The organism is Legionella brunensis, from assembly GCF_001467025.1.
GTDB classification, from domain to species: domain Bacteria; phylum Pseudomonadota; class Gammaproteobacteria; order Legionellales; family Legionellaceae; genus Tatlockia; species Tatlockia brunensis.
This window is the reverse complement of sequence record NZ_LNXV01000036.1, coordinates 18804-40695: the sequence shown is the minus strand read 5'-3', so window position 1 is coordinate 40695 and position 21892 is coordinate 18804. Positions and strand designations below refer to the sequence as shown.

Here is a 21892-nt window from a genome sequence, read left to right as displayed (position 1 = left end):
CTTTTATTTTTGCGTCATCTTTACTAACGACTAATTATGGTCACCAAATTCACGAATATTAATATCGAGACTTTAGTATTAGTCGCAGTTTGGAGGCGGCCATTTGTTTTTCAAGGATGTTTTAAAATCACCAAAATAGAAACGCAAGAAAGACACTTTCTCTTCTTTAGATGTGAATCTAATATAGCAAAGCAAACAGCAATTCTAAACGATGATTTTACGCCTGATGCTTACGAATTTACTCATCTCTACCATGCTTCATCCCGGATTCAATTGGATAGTTTGGACAATGCCTGTGAGCAAGCTCTTTATCTTTTAAAGTACACACTTAACTTGACCTTGCAACATTTGTTAAAAAATTCCAAAAAATCATTAACTTATATGGATGAGGTTGCTGAGGAAATAGTTGCTCAGCGAATTAAACCTATATTAAATTATGGGTCATGGAGTGGGCTTGAAAACATTGGCTTTGCCGTGGCAGTTGATTTTAATCCACAAGAGGAAATAGGTGAGGCAGCTGCAAGCGCTTTAACTGATGAAGCAAAGCTTGGCAATTCCAAGCTAAATTAGCATCTGTTATGGGTTTTTCCTTCTTGGCTAGCTTTAATGATCAGCTTAAACTAATAAAGTTATCTCTTCCTCCATTTCTTGAGTTTTGTCTTTGGTTTGTCCTTCGTTTAGTAGTTGTCCAAGAGAGGGGAACATCGTTGGCGTTCGTTTACCTTGATAAGCTATTTTATGGAAAGACTGTTGTTGGCATAACTTATAAATTTCTTCAAAGTGATATTCAATTTTTTGTTGCAACACTGGGGATAAGCGAAATCCATTTACTAAGAGCTGCAGGCCGGGTTTATTAAACTGATGCTCAGAATTTCCAGGGTTCTCATTTAGAACATCTTCTACTGAAATATGCTCACTTTTTGATTGTTGATGTTCCGTCATATGAGAGAGGACAGATGTTTGTGAAGAGGGGAGGGGCTTTTGAGTCCGATACTTTGAAGCCCAAACGACTTCTTCATCAGCTAAATAGCATTTTTGATCTGTTGGATTAAAATATATTTGTTTAATTTCCTCACGCGTTAATTGACGGTTATTTAAAGTTATATAATTTCGTCTATAAAAGGCCTCGTCGGTAATCACTTTTCTGCCATCTACATTTTTCAAAATTTTAACTTGTGAGGGCACCTTTTCTTGGGGTACAGGTTCTCCATTATAGAAAAAATATTTTCGCTTGTCCCGCGATTGGAATTCATACATTTGCCCTATAGTAATAATTTCTCGGTTATTAACTTTTAGGGGAGTGTTTTTTTTACGTTTGGTTACTGGGGGAATTAAGTTTACGGGAACTAACTTTTCATGTAAGCGTAAATCTCCTCTCTCAATAAGATCTTTATAGATGAATTGACGCCGATACTCGCAGGATTTAGATATTTTCTTTGCGGGTTCTGATGATGACAGATTCTCGCTCTTCCTTTTACGATTTGAGTCTGACTTGACATTCTCAGCATCAACTGATTCTCCAGAAGGCTCTGTAGCTAAAAAACTGTCAGCATCAATAACCTGCAGATCGGAGAGCTCGTTATAGCTATTTTCAAATGGTGTTGTGGATTGCAATTGTCTCAAGAAAATATTTAAATCCTCCTCTGTAAGGGCATCGGGATTCAAAACATACTCTAAGCTATCTTCCTTATCCTTTTGATTTTTTTCGCCAAACATGGCCACCTCGTTGCAGATTTTATAGTAAGTTAGCAGTTATACTGAAGTATAATAAAACAATCAAATTGTTTTAAAAAAGTTGTCTTAGAGATTTAATTAAGGTGCTGTATGGATTATTTCATTTGCATGAGCGCTCAATAAAAATTGGATTTATTCTTCCTCAAACGCATTCAAGAGAAATATATACACAATGTTATCCACAGAATTTGGGGATAATATTTAGAGAATTAAACAACCTTTCAACCAAATAAATCATACTCTGGTAAGTGATCAAAAAGAAAAGAAAGAAAATAATTTCTGTAGATAAAATAAAGTTATCCACAGGCATTAAAGCATAAGATAAATTCGAATTATGATGATAGCCAAATAAATTTTGAAAAAACAGTCTTGACATGAAAAAATTAAATTTGTTTTTAATGGTTGTTTAATTTGTAATATCAGGCTAAGGTATTTTCCCCTATAGTGTTAATGGATTAAAAAATATGTTGTCAAAAGCTGCAGAAACTTTAACTCAAGCAAGTGGTAACCTACTTGATTTCTTCAATGTTGGCGGGTTGGCAAGACAACGTACCCGCGAAACATTGACTGGATTATGGACACATTACAGTTGGCGAGAACTTTTTGTAAGAGGTGGCATTATAGTTAGCACCGCAGTATTAGGTTATATGGCGGCTGACACCTGTCAAAATGAAGAGTGCTCTGCATTGGTCAGGGGCGTAGGGGGGGCCGCGGTTGGTTTTTTTGCTTCTCACACGATTGCTGTAATTCCAACTATGGTACGCAGGAATAACATTAAAGCAGAAACACAAGTTTTTTTTCAGAAAATTAACCATACGTTAGATACGACTTTTAAACAATTTGATTCAAACACAGAAGAGTTTGCCCAAGCAGAAATAGTGACTACTAAAATACGGAATTTCGCAAATTATGCCTTAAATTTGAAACTGCCAATCACAAAGCGTGGGGATGCGATACGTAATTTACTGACTATTAAAAATCTCCTACGAAAAATAGAGGCGCAAGTTAATGAGTTGCAAATGTCGCTACAAGGAGTGGGTTCTGAGGCGACACTATCATTATTAGAAGAAGCCAAAGAATTTTGGGAGCATGATTTCGAGACAATTCAACACAATTTGACTCAAGAGCAGGGGATAAGTGCAGGTTTAAATTAATCCTGAGTCTTGGCTAATTGTTGCAGGGCCTCTTTCAGAGGTTCATAGTCACATTGTTCGCTCGCGATGTGAATAGCATTGCGAGCAGCGGGTGATAAGGTGATTGTCCGTTTAGTTTTGCTGATTGCTGTGAGTGGATTATTCTCACTTTCAATGGAAATCTTTATTCCTGTCAATTGATAAAGACCTGCTTCTTTTCTTAACTTATCACGTAATTCCGGAAGATTATAACGCAATTCAGTTGCCCAGGCTGCATTAGTAATAGTCAGTGTTAATGCCCCTTTTAAAAAACTACCAACTTTGCAATAGTTGGATAAATGGGGGGGTAGATGAGTTTTGACCAGAGTAGATAATCCCTCTAGCTCCAGTGCGTTTTGACAAATTTCTTGCAATTGAGAATTTAGACAGCGATTGATGCGACGCATTAAGAGACCCGAAAATAAAGCTCATAGCATAGCAAATTTTAAGATCCTGTCACAATTTAGTTGAGCGAACAATTCAATTGTAAACGCTAAACGTAATTGATGACAGGGTTTAGTATCTGCAATATGATAATGAACTTTAGATAAGAATGATTTTAAAGGATAATAATGACGGACAGAAGTGTCGTATATTTTGCAAGACTTCATTGGATTTTATTTTTCTGGCCAATAGCACTCGCCTGTTTTGCTATTTTTTTGGGTTCTCAAATTACTCAGTTAAAAGAAGTATCGCTTATGTTTCTTTTTGTAGCTTTAATTTGGACTTTGATGACCTGGGTTACTTACCATTTTTCATCGCTGACGATTAAAAAAAACCAAGTGATTCTTCGCACAGGGATGCTCGTAAGACAAACGGTTGATATTCCCCTATCCAAGATTGAAACGATTGATATCCGCCAATCTATAATAGGCAGTATTTTACGTTACGGTTCCTTAGTCATTACAGGTACTGGTGGAACACGTCATGTTATGAATTTTCTTGATAAACCGCTGACCTGTAGGCGCTACATCGAACAACTTATGCATGAATAATAAGCATTGGTCTAAAGATTTTTTTAAACAATCGATTACTTCGGTATTCCCTTTAAAAAGTGGAGGCCAGCATCAAACTGACTTAATTACATTGGTTGATGGTAGTAAGTGGATTTGTAAAAAACTGGATGAAAATTTTTGGCTAGGGATTATAAATCCAGCGCAATTTGCGTACACAGAACTTGTTGCATCTCAAGTGGCTCATCAATTGGGATGTACCTTTTCCTCAAGATTGCTACCTACTATTAATAGTGAGTATGGGACAGTTACACAGCGATTAATCATTCCTTATTGCGAAGGCGAGGTGATTACTACAGTCACTCAAGGTCAAGCATTCTTGCTTGGGAGATTACTGGCTCAATTACATTCATTAAAGATGCCCCCAGGGGAAGCTACGGGATTTCCTCCGATTATTTTACCGAAGAAGCAACCCTATCCTACATGGCTAGAGCATTTGGTGGAACGTTGTAATACTTTTATTGACTACGAAGCGGATAGCAGAGTGATTAGTCATCGAGATATCCATTTACATAATATTATTTGGCAAAATGAAAAAAAACCTCATTTAATTGATTGGGAAAGCGCGGGCCTTATACACCCTTTTGTTGAGTTGGTTGGCTTGGCAACCAACTGCTCGGGGCTAGCTACCCAAACATTCGATCAGGCACTATTTCATGCTACTTTAATGGGTTATGCCGATTATAAGGGGAAATTACCCCCCACAAATGACATTTTATGGGAGATGAGTCTGCACAGTTGGCTACTCTGGTATGCCTACAGTATTAACAGGGATTGGCAAGAGGATGCTCGGCAAACATTAGAAACGATCAAGTCAATTAACACTAAAATGGTCGAGTTACAACGTGTTTATGCTGCCTTTAAAGCCTAAATTATTTTCAAAATAATGGGTAGGATGATGAAAAAAATAGATTTACGTAGTGATACAATGACAAAACCTAGTAAAGGTATGCTACAGGCAATGATGCAGGCTGAGGTCGGCGATGATGTTTGGGGAGAGGATCCGACAGTTAGGCATTTAGAAGAAATGATCGCTGATAAAGCAGGGATGGAAGCTGCAGTCTTTGCTCCATCAGGGACACAATCTAATTTAATGGGGGTAATGGCTCATTGTGAGCGAGGTGATGAGTATATTGTTGGCCAAACAGCACATACCTACCGTTGGGAGGGTGGCGGCGCTGCAGTTTTAGGAAGTATTCAGCCACAGCCTATTGATTTTGCCGATGATGGTAGTCTGCCTTTGGATAAAGTTGCACTCATGGTAAAGCCACTAGATGATCACCATCCACGTACAAAGTTACTCTGTCTTGAGAATACAACGGATGGCAAAGTATTACCTCTTAATTATCTTCAACAAATACCGCAATTTTGCCGTGAGCATAATCTCAAAAGTCATTTGGATGGGGCTCGAGTTTTTAATGCGGCTATTAAGTTAGCAGTTTCACTAAAAGAGATAAGTAAAAACTTTGATTCTATTTCAATTTGCCTATCAAAGGGGTTAGGCACCCCTGTAGGGTCAGTGCTTTGTGGTAACAAGGAACTGATTAGACGAGCAAGGCGGTGGCGTAAAGTACTTGGCGGTGGTATGAGACAGGTAGGACTTTTAGCCGCAGCAGGTATTTATGCTCTAGAAAATAATATTGAGCGCTTAAAAGAAGATCATGAGAATGCTTTTAATTTGGCAAGTGCTTTAGCAGAGTTAAGTGAGATTGAAGTTGAGCAGAAATCACTACAAACCAATATCCTATTTGTGAAGTTTAAAAAGCATTATGCTGAGTTACAGGCTTATTTGCAGCAAAAGGGAGTTTGGTTTCCTCGACAAGCAAATATATATGGTATGGTAAGACTTGTTACCCATTTGGATGTATCAAGGAGTGATGTGTCTTTAATCATTGAGGAAGTTAAAAATTTCTACAAAAATGTTAGGATTACCTAAGTTTGATATAGGGAGAGTAGCAATGTTAAAAAAAGTAGCATTTACCATGTATCCAGTTGAAGATATCAATCGAGCCAGAAGCTTTTATGAGGAGACACTGAAACTTACAGTAGGTAGCATTTCCTCCAATGGTTGCTGGGTGGAATATGATTTGCCAGGCGGTGGATGCTTCGCTATCACTAATCTTGCCGAGGGACTACAACCAAGCAGTACTGCGGGTGGTTCTATTGCTTTCGAAGTTGATGATCTGGATAAATTGGTTTCTTACTTAAAATTAAAAGGTGTTACATTCAAATTGGACATCTTTGCTTCTCCGGTTTGTCGTATGGCGGTGATGGTAGACTCAGAGGGTAATGCAGTGACCTTACATCAACTGAATAAGCCTAGATAGCTGTGTTGAATTAACCAGTGCCCGTATTAGCGAAATGTAATACGGGAAAATCACAAAAAATTATTCCATTCAGGATGACAAAATTTCAAGCGTCCATTCACTATAAACTACTAAAGTAGAGAATAGTTCAGAATTAAAGATTGGTTTTACTCAAGTATTCATTACTAGATTCAACGAAGAGTTTTATAATGAGAAGATGTGGAAAAGTATCTCGCCATAAAGCAGTACACCTTAGCGTGTTTTAGTACCTAATTTTACCACATTTTTAATGAATCAAATTTAAGAGTTTTGCTTGACAAAAATCATGTTGCATCTAGTATTAAGTTGACTATTTTTAATTTAAATTGATTTTAATTTTTACTCTGGAGCTAGTATGAAATCGCTCAACTTGGTGGCAATTTCATATGAAAAAAATAATGATAGTAAGGTGTTACCTGTACTCAGTGATTCTCGAGCACTCAATTTTAATCCCAATACTCCACCAATCCCTTCAGATCAATTACCGTACAGTGAAATTTATACAGAGACATATCTAAAAGAAAAGGGAAAGCAACGAAATTCTATACCAGCTCTTCTATTGCGGGGAGATACAAGAGCTTTAGAATTAATAGACAGTTTTAGTCCTCAATATACAAACCCAGATTCTACACCCAGAGAAGGAACAACAGGTGGAGTACCTGATAGCATGGATATTGAGAAACATATTGTTTCTGCTAAAGGTTCCGGATTAGTCTCGTTTACACATTCTTTAGGGACGGCAAAAGGATTTACTTATAGTGATGAGAGTGATATTGGGTATATTTATTTAATTAAAGGTAGGGGGGAAATTGTAGTCCCGCCTAGTAAAAATCAAGTTTCAGAATCGGAGCACGCAATTCCTGGCGGAGTAGATAAGGAAGATATCATCGCCTATCGCGAATACAACCATCAAAAAAAAGAGTTTAACGGTAATTTATTTATCAGCAAAGATTTTATGGCCGAGCACCCTAACTGTTTACAGGGAATTTATCAATTGTTCAGAAATAATGATGAATATCGACCAGAGTTAGCTAAAATGCTAACGTTGGCACAAATTAAACAATACGTAGACGGGCAAATTAATATCTTAGAAAAAGAAAATTCGAAAAATAGGCTGCAATACATGAAGTTAATATCAGCAGCAATTAACGTTTCTTTAGATAAATTTCCCTCTTTAGGGCAAAATGAGCAAAATAAAATAATTTCAAATGTTATTCGCCACCTTGACGTTGTATCACATCATAATCCTGGAAGTTTCAAAATACCTGCAAGTGAAAAAAGCTGGTTAGAGTTCAAATCTACACATCAGAAAGAGCTTAAAGCAATTGACCCCACGATCGATACAGATTCACCTTTAAAAAAAGCCAGAATTGCAACTTACCAACAATATAAAGAAAGATATAACCTGACTAAAAAGGATTTAGAGATTGATCTAGCAACCGAAATTCCCCCAAGAAATTCCACACAGTTACCCTAATGATCCCAGTTAATCTTCCCTTCATAAAAATGTTATAAACTTCAACAATAAGTAATTTTTTAAGAGGTAGAACCATGCCAGCCCCAACAAAAGAAGAAGTGGAACAATTTATTAGGGAAAACGAATCTTTTTTCAAAACTCCCCTATCAAATCAAAGCGATTTCAAAGCATTTTATGAAAAAAATGATGCTCTGAAGGTTATTAAGGAGTACTCTGACGGCTTGGAAAAATTGCTATATGCCAATAAAAAACGGCTTACTAAAGAGAGTACAATGGCTGTTGTATATGATTGGCGGAAAGGGGATTTTTCTTCAGCTTTAGAATTTGAGACGATTCGTCAATATATTATGGATAATAAAGATCACCCAGCAATTGCATTATGGCGTGATAAGAGTGTTACTTTTCTTAAAAATCAGCAAGTTCTTAAAGATCAACAAGTTCTTGAAGAGCAGCGAATGCTCAAGGAGCAGCAGCAAATACGAGATGTTCTTGAAACTTCAGGATTGAATTCTTGCTTAGAGCAAATTAAAGAAAAAGCTACTGATTTTAAAGGTAGTTACCCTAAAGCGTGGCGCGCAGCCGATACTCTATATAAAGATTTAACTAGCCAAAAAGAACAATTTATTAGTAAAAAAATTACTAAGGAAGACTTTGTCACGAATTGCAAAAATCTGATTGATGATGCTGAAAAGGGAGAGCTTAAAAATCATCGAGGCTTTTTTGGAAGAATCTTCCATAATATTCAGAAAGCATTAAATGTTATTACCCTTGGCCTTGTCGGGGTAAGCCCCACTGATTCATTGGTAAAAATGGGTATGTTTAAAGATTCCCTGAAAAAAGTTGACAGTGCAACACTCCCGGAAGAAAAAACCGAGCAGCAGATCCAGTTAAAGTAAATTTTTTGCTTACCCCTGATAAATTTACCTAATTCAGGGGAAGGCATGATTTCCAGGCTATTGGCACCAGTTTTGGCGCTTACATTAGATGTTTAAAAAACATGATGCTCGAAGTCAGTCTGTGTTTTCCGTATATCCGCATCCCTCATGAGGACAAATGATTTGCCGTCCGGCGCGCTTGGTTTCTTTGACAGTCAACACAGGCCAGGCGCATTTGGGGCAGGGTTTATCAATAGGTTCATTCCAGAGTGCATAGTCACATTTTGGATAACTACCGCAAGAATAAAATATTTTACCTTTGCGTGACTTGCGCTTTAAAATTTTAGCATTATGGCATTTTGGACATTCTACACCAGTGTCTGCAGGTTTCTCTAAGGGTTCTATATATTTACATTGCGGGTAATTACTACAGCCAATAAAGCGACCGTAACGGCCTGTCTTAATGTGTAAGGGACTAGAACATTCTGGGCAAACTCGTCCTTCAACGATATCTGCTTCTGGTTTTTCATTTTCCTGCGTATTTAAATCTTGCGTGAAATCACATTCAGGATAACCGGTGCAGCCAATAAAACGGCCGCGTTTGCCTAAACGAATAGCTAAAGGCTTTTCGCATTTAGGACATTTCTCTTCAAGCGTTTCTGTAGTGATATCCTTACGCTGTACCTGTGTATCTGTTTCCTGAATTTGGTCAATAAAAGGTTTCCAAAACTCTTCTAAAACAGGCACCCATTCTCTTTCTCCTCGTGAGATGGCATCTAAGGTGTCTTCCAGTTGCGCAGTAAATTTATAATCCACATAACGGGTAAAATGACCGGTCAGGAATCGGTTGACGATCCGCCCAACATCTGTAGGGACAAAACGTTTTTTATCAACAATGACATAATCACGTTGTTGCAGAGTATGAATGATGGCGGCATAAGTTGATGGGCGACCGATGTCATACTCTTCTAAAGCCTTTACTAAAGACGCTTCGGAATATCGCGGTGGCGGTTCGGTAAAATGCTGGTTTGCAAGAATATCTTGCAAATTAACCTTTTCACCTACCTTTAGTGTAGGTAATAAGACGGAATTTTGATCATCTTCCTGAATATCATCATGTCCTTCTTCATAGACAGAAAGAAAGCCAGGGAAAAGAATTGTTGAGCCAGTAGCACGGAAAATATTGCCTTGGCCGCAACTTAAATCAACGGCTACAGTATCAATGACAGCGTCTGCCATTTGACAAGCAACCGTGCGTTTCCAGATGAGATTATAGAGTTTAAATTGGTCAACAGTCAGTGCTTGTTGTACCATCTCAGGGGTGCGTTTAATCGAAGTGGGACGAATGGCTTCGTGGGCTTCCTGAGCATTTTTAGATTTGGTTTTATAAATGCGGGATGTGCTGGGGCAATTATCATTTCCATAACGTTCGGAAATAAAACTACGGATTTCTTCAATTGCTTCATTGGCCAGATTGACTGAATCGGTACGCATATAGGTGATTAAACCCACGGTTCCTGTGCCAATATCAATTCCTTCATAAAGTTGTTGAGCCACCATCATTGTTTTACGAGCAGTAAAACCCAGTTTTCTAGCTGATTCTTGCTGTAGCGTAGAGGTAATAAAGGGAGAAGCCGGTTTGCGTTTACGTTGTTTTTTTTCAATGTTATCAACTAACAAAGATCCTTGGGCTTGTTTTAATAAGCTGTCTTTAACATGATGTGCCCTGGTAGCTTCATTGATAGTAAACTGTTGTAGTTTTTCATTTTCGAAATGAGTAAGTCTTGCTTCGAAATTACTGTTGTTATGTTGGCACGAAGCAAGTATTCGCCAGTATTCCTGTGGAACAAAACGCTCTATTTCCTCTTCTCTTTCTACAATAAGCCTTAGGGCAGGACTTTGTACGCGGCCTGCTGAAAGACCTCGTCGAATTTTTTTCCATAGCAGGGGGGATAGATTAAAGCCTACAAGGTAGTCTAGAGCTCGTCTCGCTTGCTGAGCATTCACTAAATCCATGGAAATGGAACGAGGGTTGCTAATAGCGTCCTGGATGGCGGATTTAGTGATTTCGTTGAAGAAAATACGATGTACTTCTTTATTATTTAATAAGTTTCGCTCTTTCATTAACTCATAGACATGCCAGGAAATGGCTTCACCTTCACGATCTGGGTCAGTTGCAAGAAGAAGTGAGTCGGAATTTTTTAAGGCTTTAGCGATAGAATCAATGTGGCGCAAATTTTTTTCAATAGGTGTGTAAGTCATGTGAAATTGTTTATCGGGATTCACAGAACCTTTCCGCGCAGGCAAATCCCTGACATGTCCATAGGAAGCCAACACGTCATAATCTTTGCCTAAATATTTTTGTATGGTTTTAGCTTTCGCGGGTGACTCCACAATAACCAAGTGTTTACTCATAAGAAATTAACCTTCCTTGTGATAATAATTAATGCAATGCCAGCTTGTCTTCTTTTTGGTATAGCACAAGATCAAGAAAAGCTAGTTGATTTGCATCAAGGTTGTCAGCAAGTGTATTGCGGATGGTCCATTTTGTTTCTTGAAGAGTAACAAAACGTGATTCAGAAAATAAGAGTTGATTAATAATCAATTCTAAGGTTTCTTGAGCAATAATTCCCCAGAGCATGAGTCGTGTTAAAAATTGATAACTTGCTTTGGTAAATTTTCGTTGTTCGTCTTCCGTAAAGACACGCAAAGCTGTATTTTGCGCGTCTCTTACGAAAACAGTACGGTTTTCTAAACTCGCATTATCCAGCTCTTGGTTATCGGTGTCAGCTGTTTGACCCTCTTTTAGTTGTGCCAAGCTCTTTTCAAAAAAACTCATTAACATTTCAAACAAGCTATCTTTCATTACGCACACCTCATGTAACCGCCGGGAACTGCCTTAACAATGCCCTTTAATTCTAATCTAGCCAGGGAGCTGACTACCTCTTCGAGACCTAATCCGCTTCGTGCAATAATTTGATCTACTGTTGTTATTTCAAAGCCAATGAACTTTACTAGGTTTTTATTATCCGTGGCAAGGGATAGTATTGCGTTAGTTTCAATGACTTGCTTTCTATCCAGATTTAACTCATCCATAATATCCTGTATGGAGGTCACTAACTTTGCTCCTTGTTGCAAAAGATAGTGACAACCTCTGGCTTGAGGGTTCAGAATAGAACCTGGTATAGCCAGGACGTCTCGATTTTGTTCTAACGCTAGTCGAGCCGTGATTAAAGAACCACTTTTGATTGCTGCCTCAACAACCAATGTGGCCAATGATAAACCGCTTATTATACGATTTCTACGGGGAAAATGTCCAGCCATAGGTGGTGTTTTTAGGGAAAATTCACTTAATAAGAGTCCGGTTTGGCTAATTTTTTCTGCAAGAGCAGCATGTTGACGAGGATAAATGCAATCAATCCCTGTTCCCATTACGGCAACGGTTTTGCCACAAACAGATAGACAACCGCCGTGAGCCTGTGCATCAATTCCTAAAGCTAATCCACTGACGATAGTTAATTGATTGGCGGCTAATTCCGAGGCAAAGCGCCAGGCTGTTTCGCTACCAAGCACAGAAGGCTTTCGGCTGCCGACCATTGCTACCGTGGGTTGCTGTAAGCACGATAAATCACCGATTCCATAGAGTACAGTGGGTGGGTCGGCAATTTCTTTAAGCAAATGAGGATAATTTTCATCTTCTAAGGTTAATAAATGGTGATCGTCTGTTTCTTGCCAACGGATGTCAGCTTCTACCGTCTTAAAATCAAATTGACTTATGGCATGCGCTACACGCGTGGAGAACCCCATTTGCTCTAATTGCGGGCTTGGTATGCGAAATATCTCTTCCAAATTTGGCCAGGAATGCAATAATTTTGCGGTGGTCCGCGGGCCAATAAAAGGGATTTTGTTTAAAGCAATAAGGTAGGCCCTGTTTTTAATCAAATCAATTAATCCATTAATTGCGGCAAATAGCCGTCGCAAGCTTTTAACAAGCTTTAGATGAGGCATCTTGCAGCGATACGAGGTGTTAGGCGATAATAGCATGCATTATTGCTTTAAAATAGATAACTATGGCTATTCGTAAGATTCTTTATTTACCCGATGAACGATTGCGACAAATTGCAAAACCTGTTGAATATTTTGATGACGCATTGCAAACATTAATTGAAGACATGTTTGAAACCATGTATCAAGCAAACGGCGTAGGCTTAGCAGCCCCACAAATCGGCGTCAGTTTGCGTTTATCGGTTATTGATATCATTGGTGATAAAACTCGTCAGTTAGTTTTGATAAATCCCGAAATTATTGCTTCAGAAGGGGAGATGGAGTATCAGGAGGGTTGCTTATCAGTCCCAGGGGCTTATGATACTGTTGTCCGAGCAAAGAAGGTGACAGTCCGTGCTCTTGATCGTTTCGGTGCGCCTTATGAAATCACTGCCGATGCCCTGCTGGGTGAATGCCTGCAACATGAAATTGATCATATGAATGGGAAATTATTTGTCGATTTGCTATCACCGCTTAAGCGTGCGATGGCTCGAAGAAAATTGGATAAGTACAAACGAAACAAAGCTCGTAAATAGAATCGAGAAGTATAAATCCAGCCCTATTTGGTCTCAAAAAAACCAAGCCCCTTCCTGTCCAAACTGAGGAGTAAATTTGAATATTGTATTTGCTGGAACCCCAGAATTTACTTTACCCTGTCTTCATGCACTTGCTGATTCTTCGCACCATTTATTAGCGGTATATACGCAACCAGACAGGCCAGCAGGGCGTGGTCGTAAGTTGCAGCCTTCCGCAGTAAAAAATTGGGCAAACACGCAACAAATACCTGTTTACCAACCGGCAAACTTTCGCAGTGAAGAAGCTGTAGCTGAACTTGCTGCTTTAAAGCCAGATTTGATGATAGTTATCGCTTACGGGCTTATTTTGCCCCGTAAAGTATTATCAATACCAAAATTAGGCTGTATCAATGTTCACGCCTCCCTTCTTCCTCGCTGGCGAGGAGCCTCCCCTATCCAACATGCTATTCTCCATGGAGACAAGGAAACGGGAGTAACCATTATGCAAATGGATGTAGGTATGGATACAGGCGACAAATTGGCTGAAGTGCGATGTCCTATTTTGCCTGATGATACGGCAGGAAGTCTCCATGATAGGCTAGCAGAGTTAGCGGTAAAACCTTTATTGGCAACTGTGGATGCATTAACGCTAGGACAAGCGAAGCCAACGGCTCAAGATAATAGTCAGGCAACTTATGCGAATAAAATTAATAAAGAAGATGCAGTCATTAATTGGTACAGAACAGCCTACGAAATCAATAACCAAATTCGTGCTTACAATCCTTGGCCAATAGCCTATACCATGCTTGGCGAAGAGACATTACGCATTCATCGTGCTCATATAATTGAGGTGGGGGCTTCTGAGCTACCAGGAACTATTCTTTCTCTGGACAAGAAAGGCATGCTCGTGGCAACGGGACAGCAAGCACTCATGGTCGAATATATTCAATTCCCAGGGTCTAAAGTAATGAAAGTGGCGGATTGGTTAAATGCTAATCGCTCACAACTGCAAGTGAACCTTGTTTTGCAATGAAAAAAACAGAACGCCTCCAGGCATTAAAAATTCTAACTAGAGTTATGGAAGACAAAACACCTCTTTCATATCTTTTGCAATCCACTAAGGATTTAACCCCGTTTACCAAGGAAATTTGCTTTGGTGTATGTCGACATTATTTTCGCCTTGAAGCAATCGCTAATTTTCTTATTGATAAGCAACCTAAAACCCTTGAAGTTTGGCTTGTATTGCTTATCGGCCTTTACCAATTGCACTTTATGCAAAAACCAGATTACGCCGTTGTCAAAGAAACTGTTAATCTACTTGAGCAAATCAAAAAACCTTGGGCAAAAGGTCTGGTTAATGCTGTTTTAAGAAGATTTTGTCGTGAGCAGCAAACGATATTAGCGCAATTACAAGCCGATGAAGGCTTCATTTTGGGTCATCCGCGGTGGTTTGTGCAGCGTTTGCAAAGCGATTGGCCAAGTGACTGGCAAGCTATTTTAAAAGCTAATGATAGCCATCCGCCTATGAGTTTGCGAGTTAACAAGCATCATACGACAAGAGAGCGTTATTTAGAGCAATTACAACAGGTGGGTATCCAAGCCTATCCTCACACTTATTCTACAGCAGGCATCAGACTTGAAACTGCTTGTGACGTTTATAGCCTACCGGGATTTAATCAAGGGGTGGTTTCAGTCCAAGATGAGTCTGCTCAGTTGGCGGTATCCTTGCTTTCTTTACAACCTGGATTAAGACTGCTCGATGCTTGTTGCGCTCCAGGAGGTAAAACCTGTCATATTTTGGAATCTGAGCCGCAATTAAAAAGCTGTATTGCCCTTGATATAGACGAGAAACGCCTGCAGCGAGTAAAGGAAAATTTATCTCGTCTAAAACTAGAGGCAACATTGATGCAAGGTGATGGTTTAAATCCGCATGCGTGGTGGGATGGTAAACCCTTTGAGCGCATACTTCTTGATGCCCCATGTTCTGCAACAGGTGTTATTAGACGCCATCCGGATATTAAACTCTTAAGAACAGCAGAAGAAATTATCACAGTTGCCAAGTTGCAATTAAATTTGTTAAAAAGTTTATGGCCTCTACTTGCGCAAGGCGGCCTACTGGTTTATGCCACTTGTTCTGTGATGAAAGCAGAGAATGAACAACAGATTGCCCACTTTGTGGCAAGTCATAATGATTGTACAGTGGTGACTGATGATATGCCTTGGGGTAAGAATACAGGCTATGGGTGGCAAATCTTGCCGAAAGAGAGCGAGGGTGATGGATTTTTTTATAGCGTGCTTAGGAAAATATGAATATGCAAATTAACTGGCCATTAATCACAGTTCTATTCTGCTTGTCTCTACCAGGAGTGTTCATTGCCGTGCCAAGGTTAATAAATCTTTTATTGCCTAAGAATAGTGATGAATTAAAAAACCGAGTTAACCGTTTTGCAAAAGGACAAACGTTATTTATGGTGTTATTAATGACCTTTGGTGGCAGTGTTTTATCCCTAAAAACAGGGTTAAATGCTTCGGTTCTTGACACTTTGTTACAGGGCGGAGCAGTTCTTGATCAGATTCAAGCCATGTTACTCCCGGTATTGTTGGCAACTATTGGCGGCTTAATTGTTTTCTTCTTTCTCTATTATGGTTTGGTTGCCAGTATTTTAGATGAGAAAACTTTTCATATTATGCGTCAAGTGAGGGTTGTTTTAGGTATTGATGGTTGTATTCTCTACGGAGGGGTAGTTGAGGAAATTATTGCCCGTTGGGGGCTTATGAATGTGGTGGCATTTTTTGCCATTCTTTTTGCTGGTCAAAAGAGCCCTTTGATTATTTGGAGTGCAATCTTGTTAAGCGGATTAGTGATTGCTCTAGGACAGCTTCCTGCCTATCTTGCAGCCGGTTGTCAATCAAGTCGCCGCTTTATCTATAGCATGTTATTGCTGAATGTCTGGCAAGCTTTATTATTCGGTTGGCTTTTTTGGCAATTCGGCTTAGTGGCAGCAATAGTTGCACACATGCTATTTCATGTCGGGTGGTATCTTTACGATAAAACGTAAAGATTTCGTAAAATTTTGCAAAACTAAATCCTCTTAATATTGAGTTAATTTTTATCAATTATTGTTTAGCTTTCATCACTAATAATTAGTAATTATGCCCAATATCAGTGAATTGAGTCATTTAGAGCAAACTGCTAATGATTATCAAAGCAAAACAGAAGCAATTAATGAATTAAAGCACTTGAAAGCCTTAGCGACGCTCAAGGGAAATGCTGTTTCGGCTTATAGGGCAGCCCAAAATTATCCGCAAAATTCCAGCCAGTATATGAAGTGGATGAAAATCGCGCTGGATCAGGGTTTAACGAATGCTATGCTGGATATGGCGGTAGCACTTGCGGCAACAGGTTCTGAGGCTAAGTTACAACAAGCAGCAAGTTATATAGGACAAATTCTGGATTCTAATGACAGTTTCATCAGGACACAAGCAAAAGAGTTTTTAAGCAGTAATCCACTTTTATTTGCAGAGGTATCCCGTCTATCTGCTGAGGCATCCTGTCAAATTACCAACAACAGTGTTAGCTTGTCTACCATAGGCTTTTTTGCTCGTGAACCATTGCCAGCAGCGGCCAAGCTATCTTTTGATGACTCTTTACAATTAAATCCCTAGTTTTTGCACATTTTTAGTAAACACGATTATGGAATTTTGAAATCTTATGAAACAATAAGCTCACTTAGTTTATGTTTCTTCAATATGAAAACAGTCTATAAATTAATCCCTATTGAATTTTTGCGTCCCGGTCGTTATCAGCCTCGAAAAAATTTCACACAATCTGCCCTACAAGAATTAGCTGACTCTATTGCTTCTCAAGGCTTAATCGAGCCTTTAGTCATTAGGGAATTGGCAAAAGATAGTTATGAAATTATTGCTGGTGAGCGGCGGTGGCGTGCAGCAATGATGGCCAATTTAACGGAGCTTCCCTGTTTAATTGGTGACTATTCGGATGAGCAAGCAGCTGCAGTGACGCTTATTGAGAACATTCAGCGCGAGAATTTAAATTTAATTGAAGAAGCAAATGGCTATCGTCGTCTTCTTGATGATTTTTATTTTCAGCAAGATGAAATAGCTGTGTTGGTAGGTAAGTCACGAAGCCATATTGCCAATATTTTACGCCTATTAACGTTATGTGAATCTATACAAGAGCAGGTGAGGGCCGGGCGACTGTCCATGGGGCATGCGAAGATGTTGGTGGGGCTGTCTGTTAACCAACAACGTTCTTTAGCAAAACAAATTGAAGAGCATGAATGGTCTGTGCGTTATTTGGAAAAGAAAGTCAAAGAGATTAAAGAAGGTGAGCAGACTCTACGAGACCCTAGCCGCGATCGTGATATTGTGCGTCTAGAGAATAAAATAGCTGAGCAAATAGGTGCTCCTGTACAAATTGTTGCTAATGAAGGTAGTGGAGGATGGCTACAAGTTAAGTTTTTCGATAATGATACCTTAGCAGGGCTTCTGGAGCGTATGGGCTTGCGTTATGATTAACATTTCCTTATTAAATTCCAGCATAAAGGAACCGAAATTGATGAAAAGGATGTTGTTGGGCACATTATTAACTTTGTTAGCGGCATCTTCCTATGCCAGTCTTCAAACCGGTGTTGATAAGTTAATCAATCAGGTCTCCTCTTCTCTTAACATAGGGATCGAGGTGGTTGATTTAACGACGGGAGCTACTTTGTATCGTCGAAATCAAAGCCGTACTTTTGTCCCGGCTAGTAATATGAAATTATTTTCTGATGCCGCGGCACTAATGGTTTTGGGGCCAGATTATCGCTTTAAAAATCAACTAAGTACTAATGCGTCACAGTTGCAAAAGGGGAGATTAAAGGGTTCTTTATATCTGCGTCTTTCTGGTGATCCTTCATTTAGTCATGAGCGCTTGGCTAACTTGTTTGCAGGATTAAGAACTTGGCATATCAATCGCATTCAAGGAAATGTTTATATCGACAGCAGCCATGCTTTGGTTAATCCTTATCCTCCAGGATGGATGGCTGAGGATTTTGTCTATGGTTATGGGGCACCTTTGGCGCCCGTAATGATTGATGCTAATCGCGTGACGGTGACAGTTAATCCTTCAGCGGAGATAGATGAGCCTGCGATTGTTGAGACCAATGATCCTGGTGGAAGCATAGTCATTAATAATCAGGTAAAAACAAAAGCGAAAGGGAGTCGTTGTGGGGTTGATTTTTCAATGGATGAACAAAATCATTTGAGTGTTCGTGGTTGTGTTACAGTTGGGCAATGGGCAGTACAGCAACAAATGGCTATTCGCAATCCTTTAACGTTTGCCCAAGGATTAATCAAGAGCCAATTAGCTGAGGCTAACATTGTTCTTGAAGGAAATGTTTTGCTGGGCAAGGCGCCCTCTGGTTCATTGCTTATAGCAACAGAATCATCCAAGCCTATCGCTCAACTGATGGCAGATACGTTAAAACCATCTGATAATTTATATGCCGACAGCCTATTCCTTCATGCGGCCGAGAAATTAAAGGGTTCTCCAGTAAACTGGGGAGAGGCGCAACCCATTGTTAAAAACTTTATCCAGCAGCAAACAGGTGTTCAATTAAACAATGCAGTACTGACAGACGGCTCTGGGTTGTCACGTCATGATCTATTAACACCCAGTCAAACAACCAGTTTATTGCGTTTTCTCTACGAGAGATTTCCTCTATCTTATGAATACATAGCAGCATTACCAGTATCGGGCCGTGATGGTACTTTGCAGCGACGCTTTAAAGCACCAACACAAAGAGACATGGTACGTGCTAAAACAGGAACCATGAAAGGAATAGTAAGTCTTTCAGGCTATCTATATACTGCAAATGCTCATATTTTGGCGTTCTCCATTTTTATTAATAATGTTCCTGGCACCAAGCCTGCAGTTTCAGGAAAGTATCGCTATTTAGTTGATGCACTATGTACCTATTTCTTACAACAAAAACCGGGCAACAATACCTGGGCAAGGGTATTTGCACCGCAGAAGAAACTTAAGTTTCAACAAAATCCTACCCAAGCAGAGGTACAAAGAGGTCGACAGTCAAGATGGCGACGTCTTGAAACAGTGGTAAAGGATGCTCTCAAAGGACAGGCAGTTACTGTGATTTATCGTGGCAATGAACTTGTCCTCAAAGATAACCAGGCAGATGCATCCGGAGTATTAAATGTATTAAAAAATTTAAGCAAGAAATATCCTTTTGCAGTGGCTTTGTCTTCAAAAGTGATTCCTGGTGGTATAGGAGTCAAGCCACTTGTTTTATGGATGGAAGTGACAGAAATGCCTGATAACGTGCAGCGTATTTGGACTATTCGCGAAGCGGTTATCTAGAGGTATGAGGAGATGGCAATTGCTCTTAAGTAGCCATCTCTTACAATAAAAGAGCTGAAAATCTCAAGGGATACTAATTATTAATACACCAACAAAGATTAATAATCCGCCAATAATGACTGAAGTATCGACGTGATTTTCTCTAAAGAGTAGCCAAGTAAATAAAATGATAAATAAAGGATAAATTAATTCAACAATGCCTGCTAAGGTAGCATTTTTAAATTGTATGGAATAAACAATAAAAAAACTGGCTAAGATAACAATTGCTACTTCAAGGATGGTTAGCCATAAAAGAGTAGGTTCTGTGCTTAGTAATGCTAAATCTTTTTTAAAGGTTGTAAAGTAAGAAACAAGTGAAAATATAATGGCACCAATGAGCATCTCTAAAGCTAATAAAGTAACCGGCGAAATACTATGAAGTATTTTCTCTGCAAGTGAGTAATTTAATCCCCATAGTAATGCAGCGGCAATAGCAAAAATTAACCACATATATTATCCCCTATTATCAATGAGTCTCATTAAGTGACTGCTCGCTATTAAGAAAACTGACTACTCTCGTTAAAACCTCTGGAGATTTTAAAATGCGTCGATGACCCAAACCTTTGGTATATAAATACTCATAATTTTTTAATTTTTCAGTAAGTTTTAAGGCTTCCCTATAAGGAATTTCGGCATCATTTTTGTCATGAACAATAAGAATGGGCTTTTGAAAATGAGCGATAATTTCTTTAAGTTGCACGTCTTTCACTTTAAGCGCTGCTTTTTTTTCGATATAAGCTTGAAAATATTGTGTAGAGCGAAAGGATAGGTTCATGAATTGGGTAAAACGGTCAAAAATTTCCTGTAAATCGCAAGGTGAGGAAATCAGGACAAGTTTGTTGGCAGAGAATCCTTTGTCGATAGCTACCATAATCACTGGGCATCCAAAAGAATGGGCAATAACCCCATAAAGATGACCAAGCTCGCTTTGGATTGATACTATTTTTTTTGCGAATTCTCCAAGATTAGTTCGTTTGCCTGGGGAATCTCCGTGAGCAGGGCCATCAATGGCAATAACTTGGAATCCCATATTTACCAAAGGCTCAACAAAAAATCCTAGTTGACTACCTCTGCCATTCCAACCGTGGATTAATAAAATTTTAGGCCCTTCTCCCCAACACCATGATTTAATATCATTGGCGAGAATTTTTTCTTCCCCTTTTTTAATAATATTTTTTTCCCAATAGGGTCTTGGGTGTCTTGTGGGTGTTAAAAAGCGTTTAGCACTCATGACACCGGCAAAGTTTGGCAGCACATAGCTGGTAATTGATAGAGTAAAGCGATAAATCCTAAATAATAAAGGTAGCTTCATCTTTTGTCTCCCTACTAAAAGTTAGGCTAGCTTTAATCCGTAATCAAGAAATAAAAGCTTTTTCTCCGCTAAGAGCATAGTTCAAGGCTTTTAACGGCTTGTTATTTTACTGGGAAATTAAAGTAATTATGAGGATATGGTTCATTTCGCAAAGTAAAATGCCACCACTCCTCCCTATAAGGCTTAAAACCGTAACTAACCATAAGATTACGTAGCAATAGACGGTTGCTTTTTTGTTCCCGGGTTAAATCTTGATAGTCGGTATGGGCGCTGATATCAAAACAATCAAAACGAGTACCAGTATTGATAGAGTTATCATTAATATGTGCTCTGGTTTTTCCATAACAAAAGGTAGGAGTTGCAGAGGCAACCGGTTTCTTGGCTCCTAGTTTGATAAGCGTTAGATCGACGGTGCTACCCCGACTATGACCTGATGATTTTGCAATGTAGCCTTTATCAAAAAGTGTTTCTTTTTCTTCGCGCGGGTAAAAATCCATTTTCATTTTTTGGTCGCTGGTTTTTTGACTCCATATATAAAAAGAGTTAACTGCTTTTTGTGGGCGATAACAGTCATAAACTTTAAAAGTATATCCCATCGCCAAGGCTTTTTTTCTGCTTTTGCTAATTGTTGAGCCGCTGGCAGTGTTAGGATGCAGCGATTGGCCAGATAGCCAGGAACAGGTCGCCCCATAAAATTGTCAGCAGTTACATAACGTAAATCCTCAACGACTTGCGGTGCTATTTGCTGTAAATAAACAAATCCTTGGGGTAAGGCGTGTGCTTGTAAGTTGAGAAGGGGTAAACCTAGGAGTAAATAGGGTTTCATAATATCTGTAAATAGTATCGTAATAGGTCATCATACTTACTTAATGTCCTTATGAAAACTCCAGCGCTCCTTTTGTTTGGCGAAGTGTAACATTTTTGTAAATTATTTTATAAGATATGCTCAACTAATACTCTCTTAAGCTAAGTTCTATACTTTGAATA

General features: G+C 39.1%; 22 protein-coding genes and 1 pseudogene. 15 read left to right on the top strand and 8 right to left on the bottom strand.

The genetic code is table 11. The features are described 5' to 3' along the window. The first annotated feature begins 36 nt into the window (after positions 1–36). Positions 37–570 (top strand): hypothetical protein, encoded by a 534-nt coding sequence (locus Lbru_RS14505; RefSeq protein ID WP_058442852.1) that lies wholly within the window; start codon positions 37–39, stop codon positions 568–570. A gap of 45 nt (positions 571–615) precedes the next feature. On the opposite strand, the gene Lbru_RS14500 is transcribed toward Lbru_RS14505, so the two are convergent. Next, a complete protein-coding gene (locus Lbru_RS14500) occupies positions 616–1716 on the bottom strand; it encodes a hypothetical protein (protein ID WP_058442851.1) in 1101 nt (366 codons plus the stop codon). Positions 1717–2198: 482 nt separating this feature from the next. Here Lbru_RS14500 and Lbru_RS14495 point away from each other — a divergent pair, with 482 nt between their 5' ends. Then, positions 2199–2888 (top strand): hypothetical protein, encoded by a 690-nt coding sequence (locus tag Lbru_RS14495; protein WP_058442850.1) that lies wholly within the window; start codon positions 2199–2201, stop codon positions 2886–2888. Here Lbru_RS14495 and Lbru_RS14490 read toward each other — a convergent pair. Beyond that, entirely contained in the window at positions 2885–3313 is a 429-nt protein-coding gene (locus Lbru_RS14490; RefSeq protein WP_058442849.1) for a DciA family protein, read from the bottom strand. The two genes, Lbru_RS14495 and Lbru_RS14490, sit on opposite strands and share 4 nt — an antisense overlap. A 165-nt stretch (positions 3314–3478) precedes the next feature. On the opposite strand from Lbru_RS14490, the gene Lbru_RS14485 reads away from it, so the two are divergent. The 6 genes from Lbru_RS14485 (at position 3479) to Lbru_RS14460 (ending at position 8637) form a co-directional block, all read left to right on the top strand. Beyond that, on the top strand, positions 3479–3901 hold the full coding sequence (locus Lbru_RS14485; protein WP_058442848.1) for a PH domain-containing protein: 423 nt from the start codon (positions 3479–3481) through the stop codon (positions 3899–3901). Further along, complete coding sequence (locus Lbru_RS14480; protein ID WP_058442847.1) at positions 3894–4790, top strand: phosphotransferase; 897 nt, start codon at positions 3894–3896, stop codon at positions 4788–4790. Before Lbru_RS14485 ends, Lbru_RS14480 begins: the two co-directional genes overlap by 8 nt. Before the next feature lie 24 nt (positions 4791–4814). After that, the gene (gene ltaE, locus Lbru_RS14475) at positions 4815–5855 is read left to right on the top strand and encodes a low-specificity L-threonine aldolase (protein ID WP_238583897.1); all 1041 of its coding nucleotides are present in this window, start codon (positions 4815–4817) and stop codon (positions 5853–5855) included. Between the two features lie 22 nt (positions 5856–5877). Beyond that, on the top strand, positions 5878–6246 hold the full coding sequence (locus Lbru_RS14470) for a VOC family protein (protein ID WP_058443168.1): 369 nt from the start codon (positions 5878–5880) through the stop codon (positions 6244–6246). Between the two features lie 373 nt (positions 6247–6619). Then, a complete protein-coding gene (locus tag Lbru_RS14465) occupies positions 6620–7741 on the top strand; it encodes a hypothetical protein (protein ID WP_058442845.1) in 1122 nt (373 codons plus the stop codon). Positions 7742–7815: 74 nt separating this feature from the next. Then, the gene (locus tag Lbru_RS14460; protein WP_058442844.1) at positions 7816–8637 is read left to right on the top strand and encodes a hypothetical protein; all 822 of its coding nucleotides are present in this window, start codon (positions 7816–7818) and stop codon (positions 8635–8637) included. Positions 8638–8751: 114 nt separating this feature from the next. On the opposite strand, the gene topA is transcribed toward Lbru_RS14460, so the two are convergent. Genes topA through dprA form a run of 3 tightly spaced genes read right to left on the bottom strand, consistent with a single transcriptional unit; the run spans position 8752 to position 12555 of the window. Next, positions 8752–11031, bottom strand: coding sequence for a type I DNA topoisomerase (gene topA, locus Lbru_RS14455; RefSeq protein ID WP_058442843.1), 2280 nt, complete (start codon positions 11029–11031; stop codon positions 8752–8754). Positions 11032–11059: 28 nt separating this feature from the next. Beyond that, complete coding sequence (locus Lbru_RS14450; protein WP_058442842.1) at positions 11060–11482, bottom strand: DUF494 family protein; 423 nt, start codon at positions 11480–11482, stop codon at positions 11060–11062. After that, positions 11482–12555, bottom strand: a complete 1074-nt coding sequence (gene dprA, locus Lbru_RS14445; RefSeq protein WP_058443167.1) for a DNA-processing protein DprA — start codon at positions 12553–12555, stop codon at positions 11482–11484. The genes Lbru_RS14450 and dprA overlap by 1 nt, the downstream gene beginning before the upstream one ends. 131 nt (positions 12556–12686) lie before the next feature. On the opposite strand from dprA, the gene def reads away from it, so the two are divergent. The 7 genes from def to dacB all read left to right on the top strand — a co-directional run bounded on the left by def (position 12687) and on the right by dacB (position 19554). Next, positions 12687–13196, top strand: coding sequence for a peptide deformylase (gene def / locus Lbru_RS14440; protein ID WP_058442841.1), 510 nt, complete (start codon positions 12687–12689; stop codon positions 13194–13196). A 76-nt stretch (positions 13197–13272) separates the two neighbouring features. Continuing rightward, positions 13273–14208: a methionyl-tRNA formyltransferase gene (fmt, locus tag Lbru_RS14435; protein ID WP_058442840.1), complete on the top strand. Its 936-nt coding sequence runs from the start codon at positions 13273–13275 to the stop codon at positions 14206–14208. Next, positions 14205–15485: a 16S rRNA (cytosine(967)-C(5))-methyltransferase RsmB gene (gene rsmB / locus Lbru_RS14430; protein WP_058442839.1), complete on the top strand. Its 1281-nt coding sequence runs from the start codon at positions 14205–14207 to the stop codon at positions 15483–15485. Before fmt ends, rsmB begins: the two co-directional genes overlap by 4 nt. Before the next feature lie 2 nt (positions 15486–15487). Further along, positions 15488–16234: a hypothetical protein gene (locus tag Lbru_RS14425; protein ID WP_058442838.1), complete on the top strand. Its 747-nt coding sequence runs from the start codon at positions 15488–15490 to the stop codon at positions 16232–16234. Positions 16235–16328: 94 nt separating this feature from the next. Then, a complete protein-coding gene (locus Lbru_RS14420; protein WP_058442837.1) occupies positions 16329–16841 on the top strand; it encodes a hypothetical protein in 513 nt (170 codons plus the stop codon). 84 nt (positions 16842–16925) lie between these two features. Then, positions 16926–17714, top strand: coding sequence for a ParB/RepB/Spo0J family partition protein (locus Lbru_RS14415; protein WP_058442836.1), 789 nt, complete (start codon positions 16926–16928; stop codon positions 17712–17714). A 40-nt stretch (positions 17715–17754) separates the two neighbouring features. Further along, on the top strand, positions 17755–19554 hold the full coding sequence (gene dacB / locus Lbru_RS14410; protein WP_058443166.1) for a D-alanyl-D-alanine carboxypeptidase/D-alanyl-D-alanine endopeptidase: 1800 nt from the start codon (positions 17755–17757) through the stop codon (positions 19552–19554). Positions 19555–19617: 63 nt separating this feature from the next. On the opposite strand, the gene Lbru_RS14405 is transcribed toward dacB, so the two are convergent. The 3 genes and pseudogenes from Lbru_RS14405 to Lbru_RS14395 form a co-directional block, all read right to left on the bottom strand. Continuing rightward, positions 19618–20043 carry a DMT family transporter gene (locus tag Lbru_RS14405; protein WP_058442835.1) on the bottom strand — a complete coding sequence of 142 codons (426 nt, stop codon included), beginning with the start codon at positions 20041–20043 and terminating at the stop codon, positions 19618–19620. A 16-nt stretch (positions 20044–20059) separates the two neighbouring features. After that, entirely contained in the window at positions 20060–20905 is an 846-nt protein-coding gene (locus tag Lbru_RS14400) for an alpha/beta hydrolase (RefSeq protein ID WP_058442834.1), read from the bottom strand. Positions 20906–21006: 101 nt separating this feature from the next. Next, positions 21007–21731: pseudogene (locus Lbru_RS14395) on the bottom strand (M15 family metallopeptidase). Between the last annotated feature and the right edge of the window lie 161 nt (positions 21732–21892).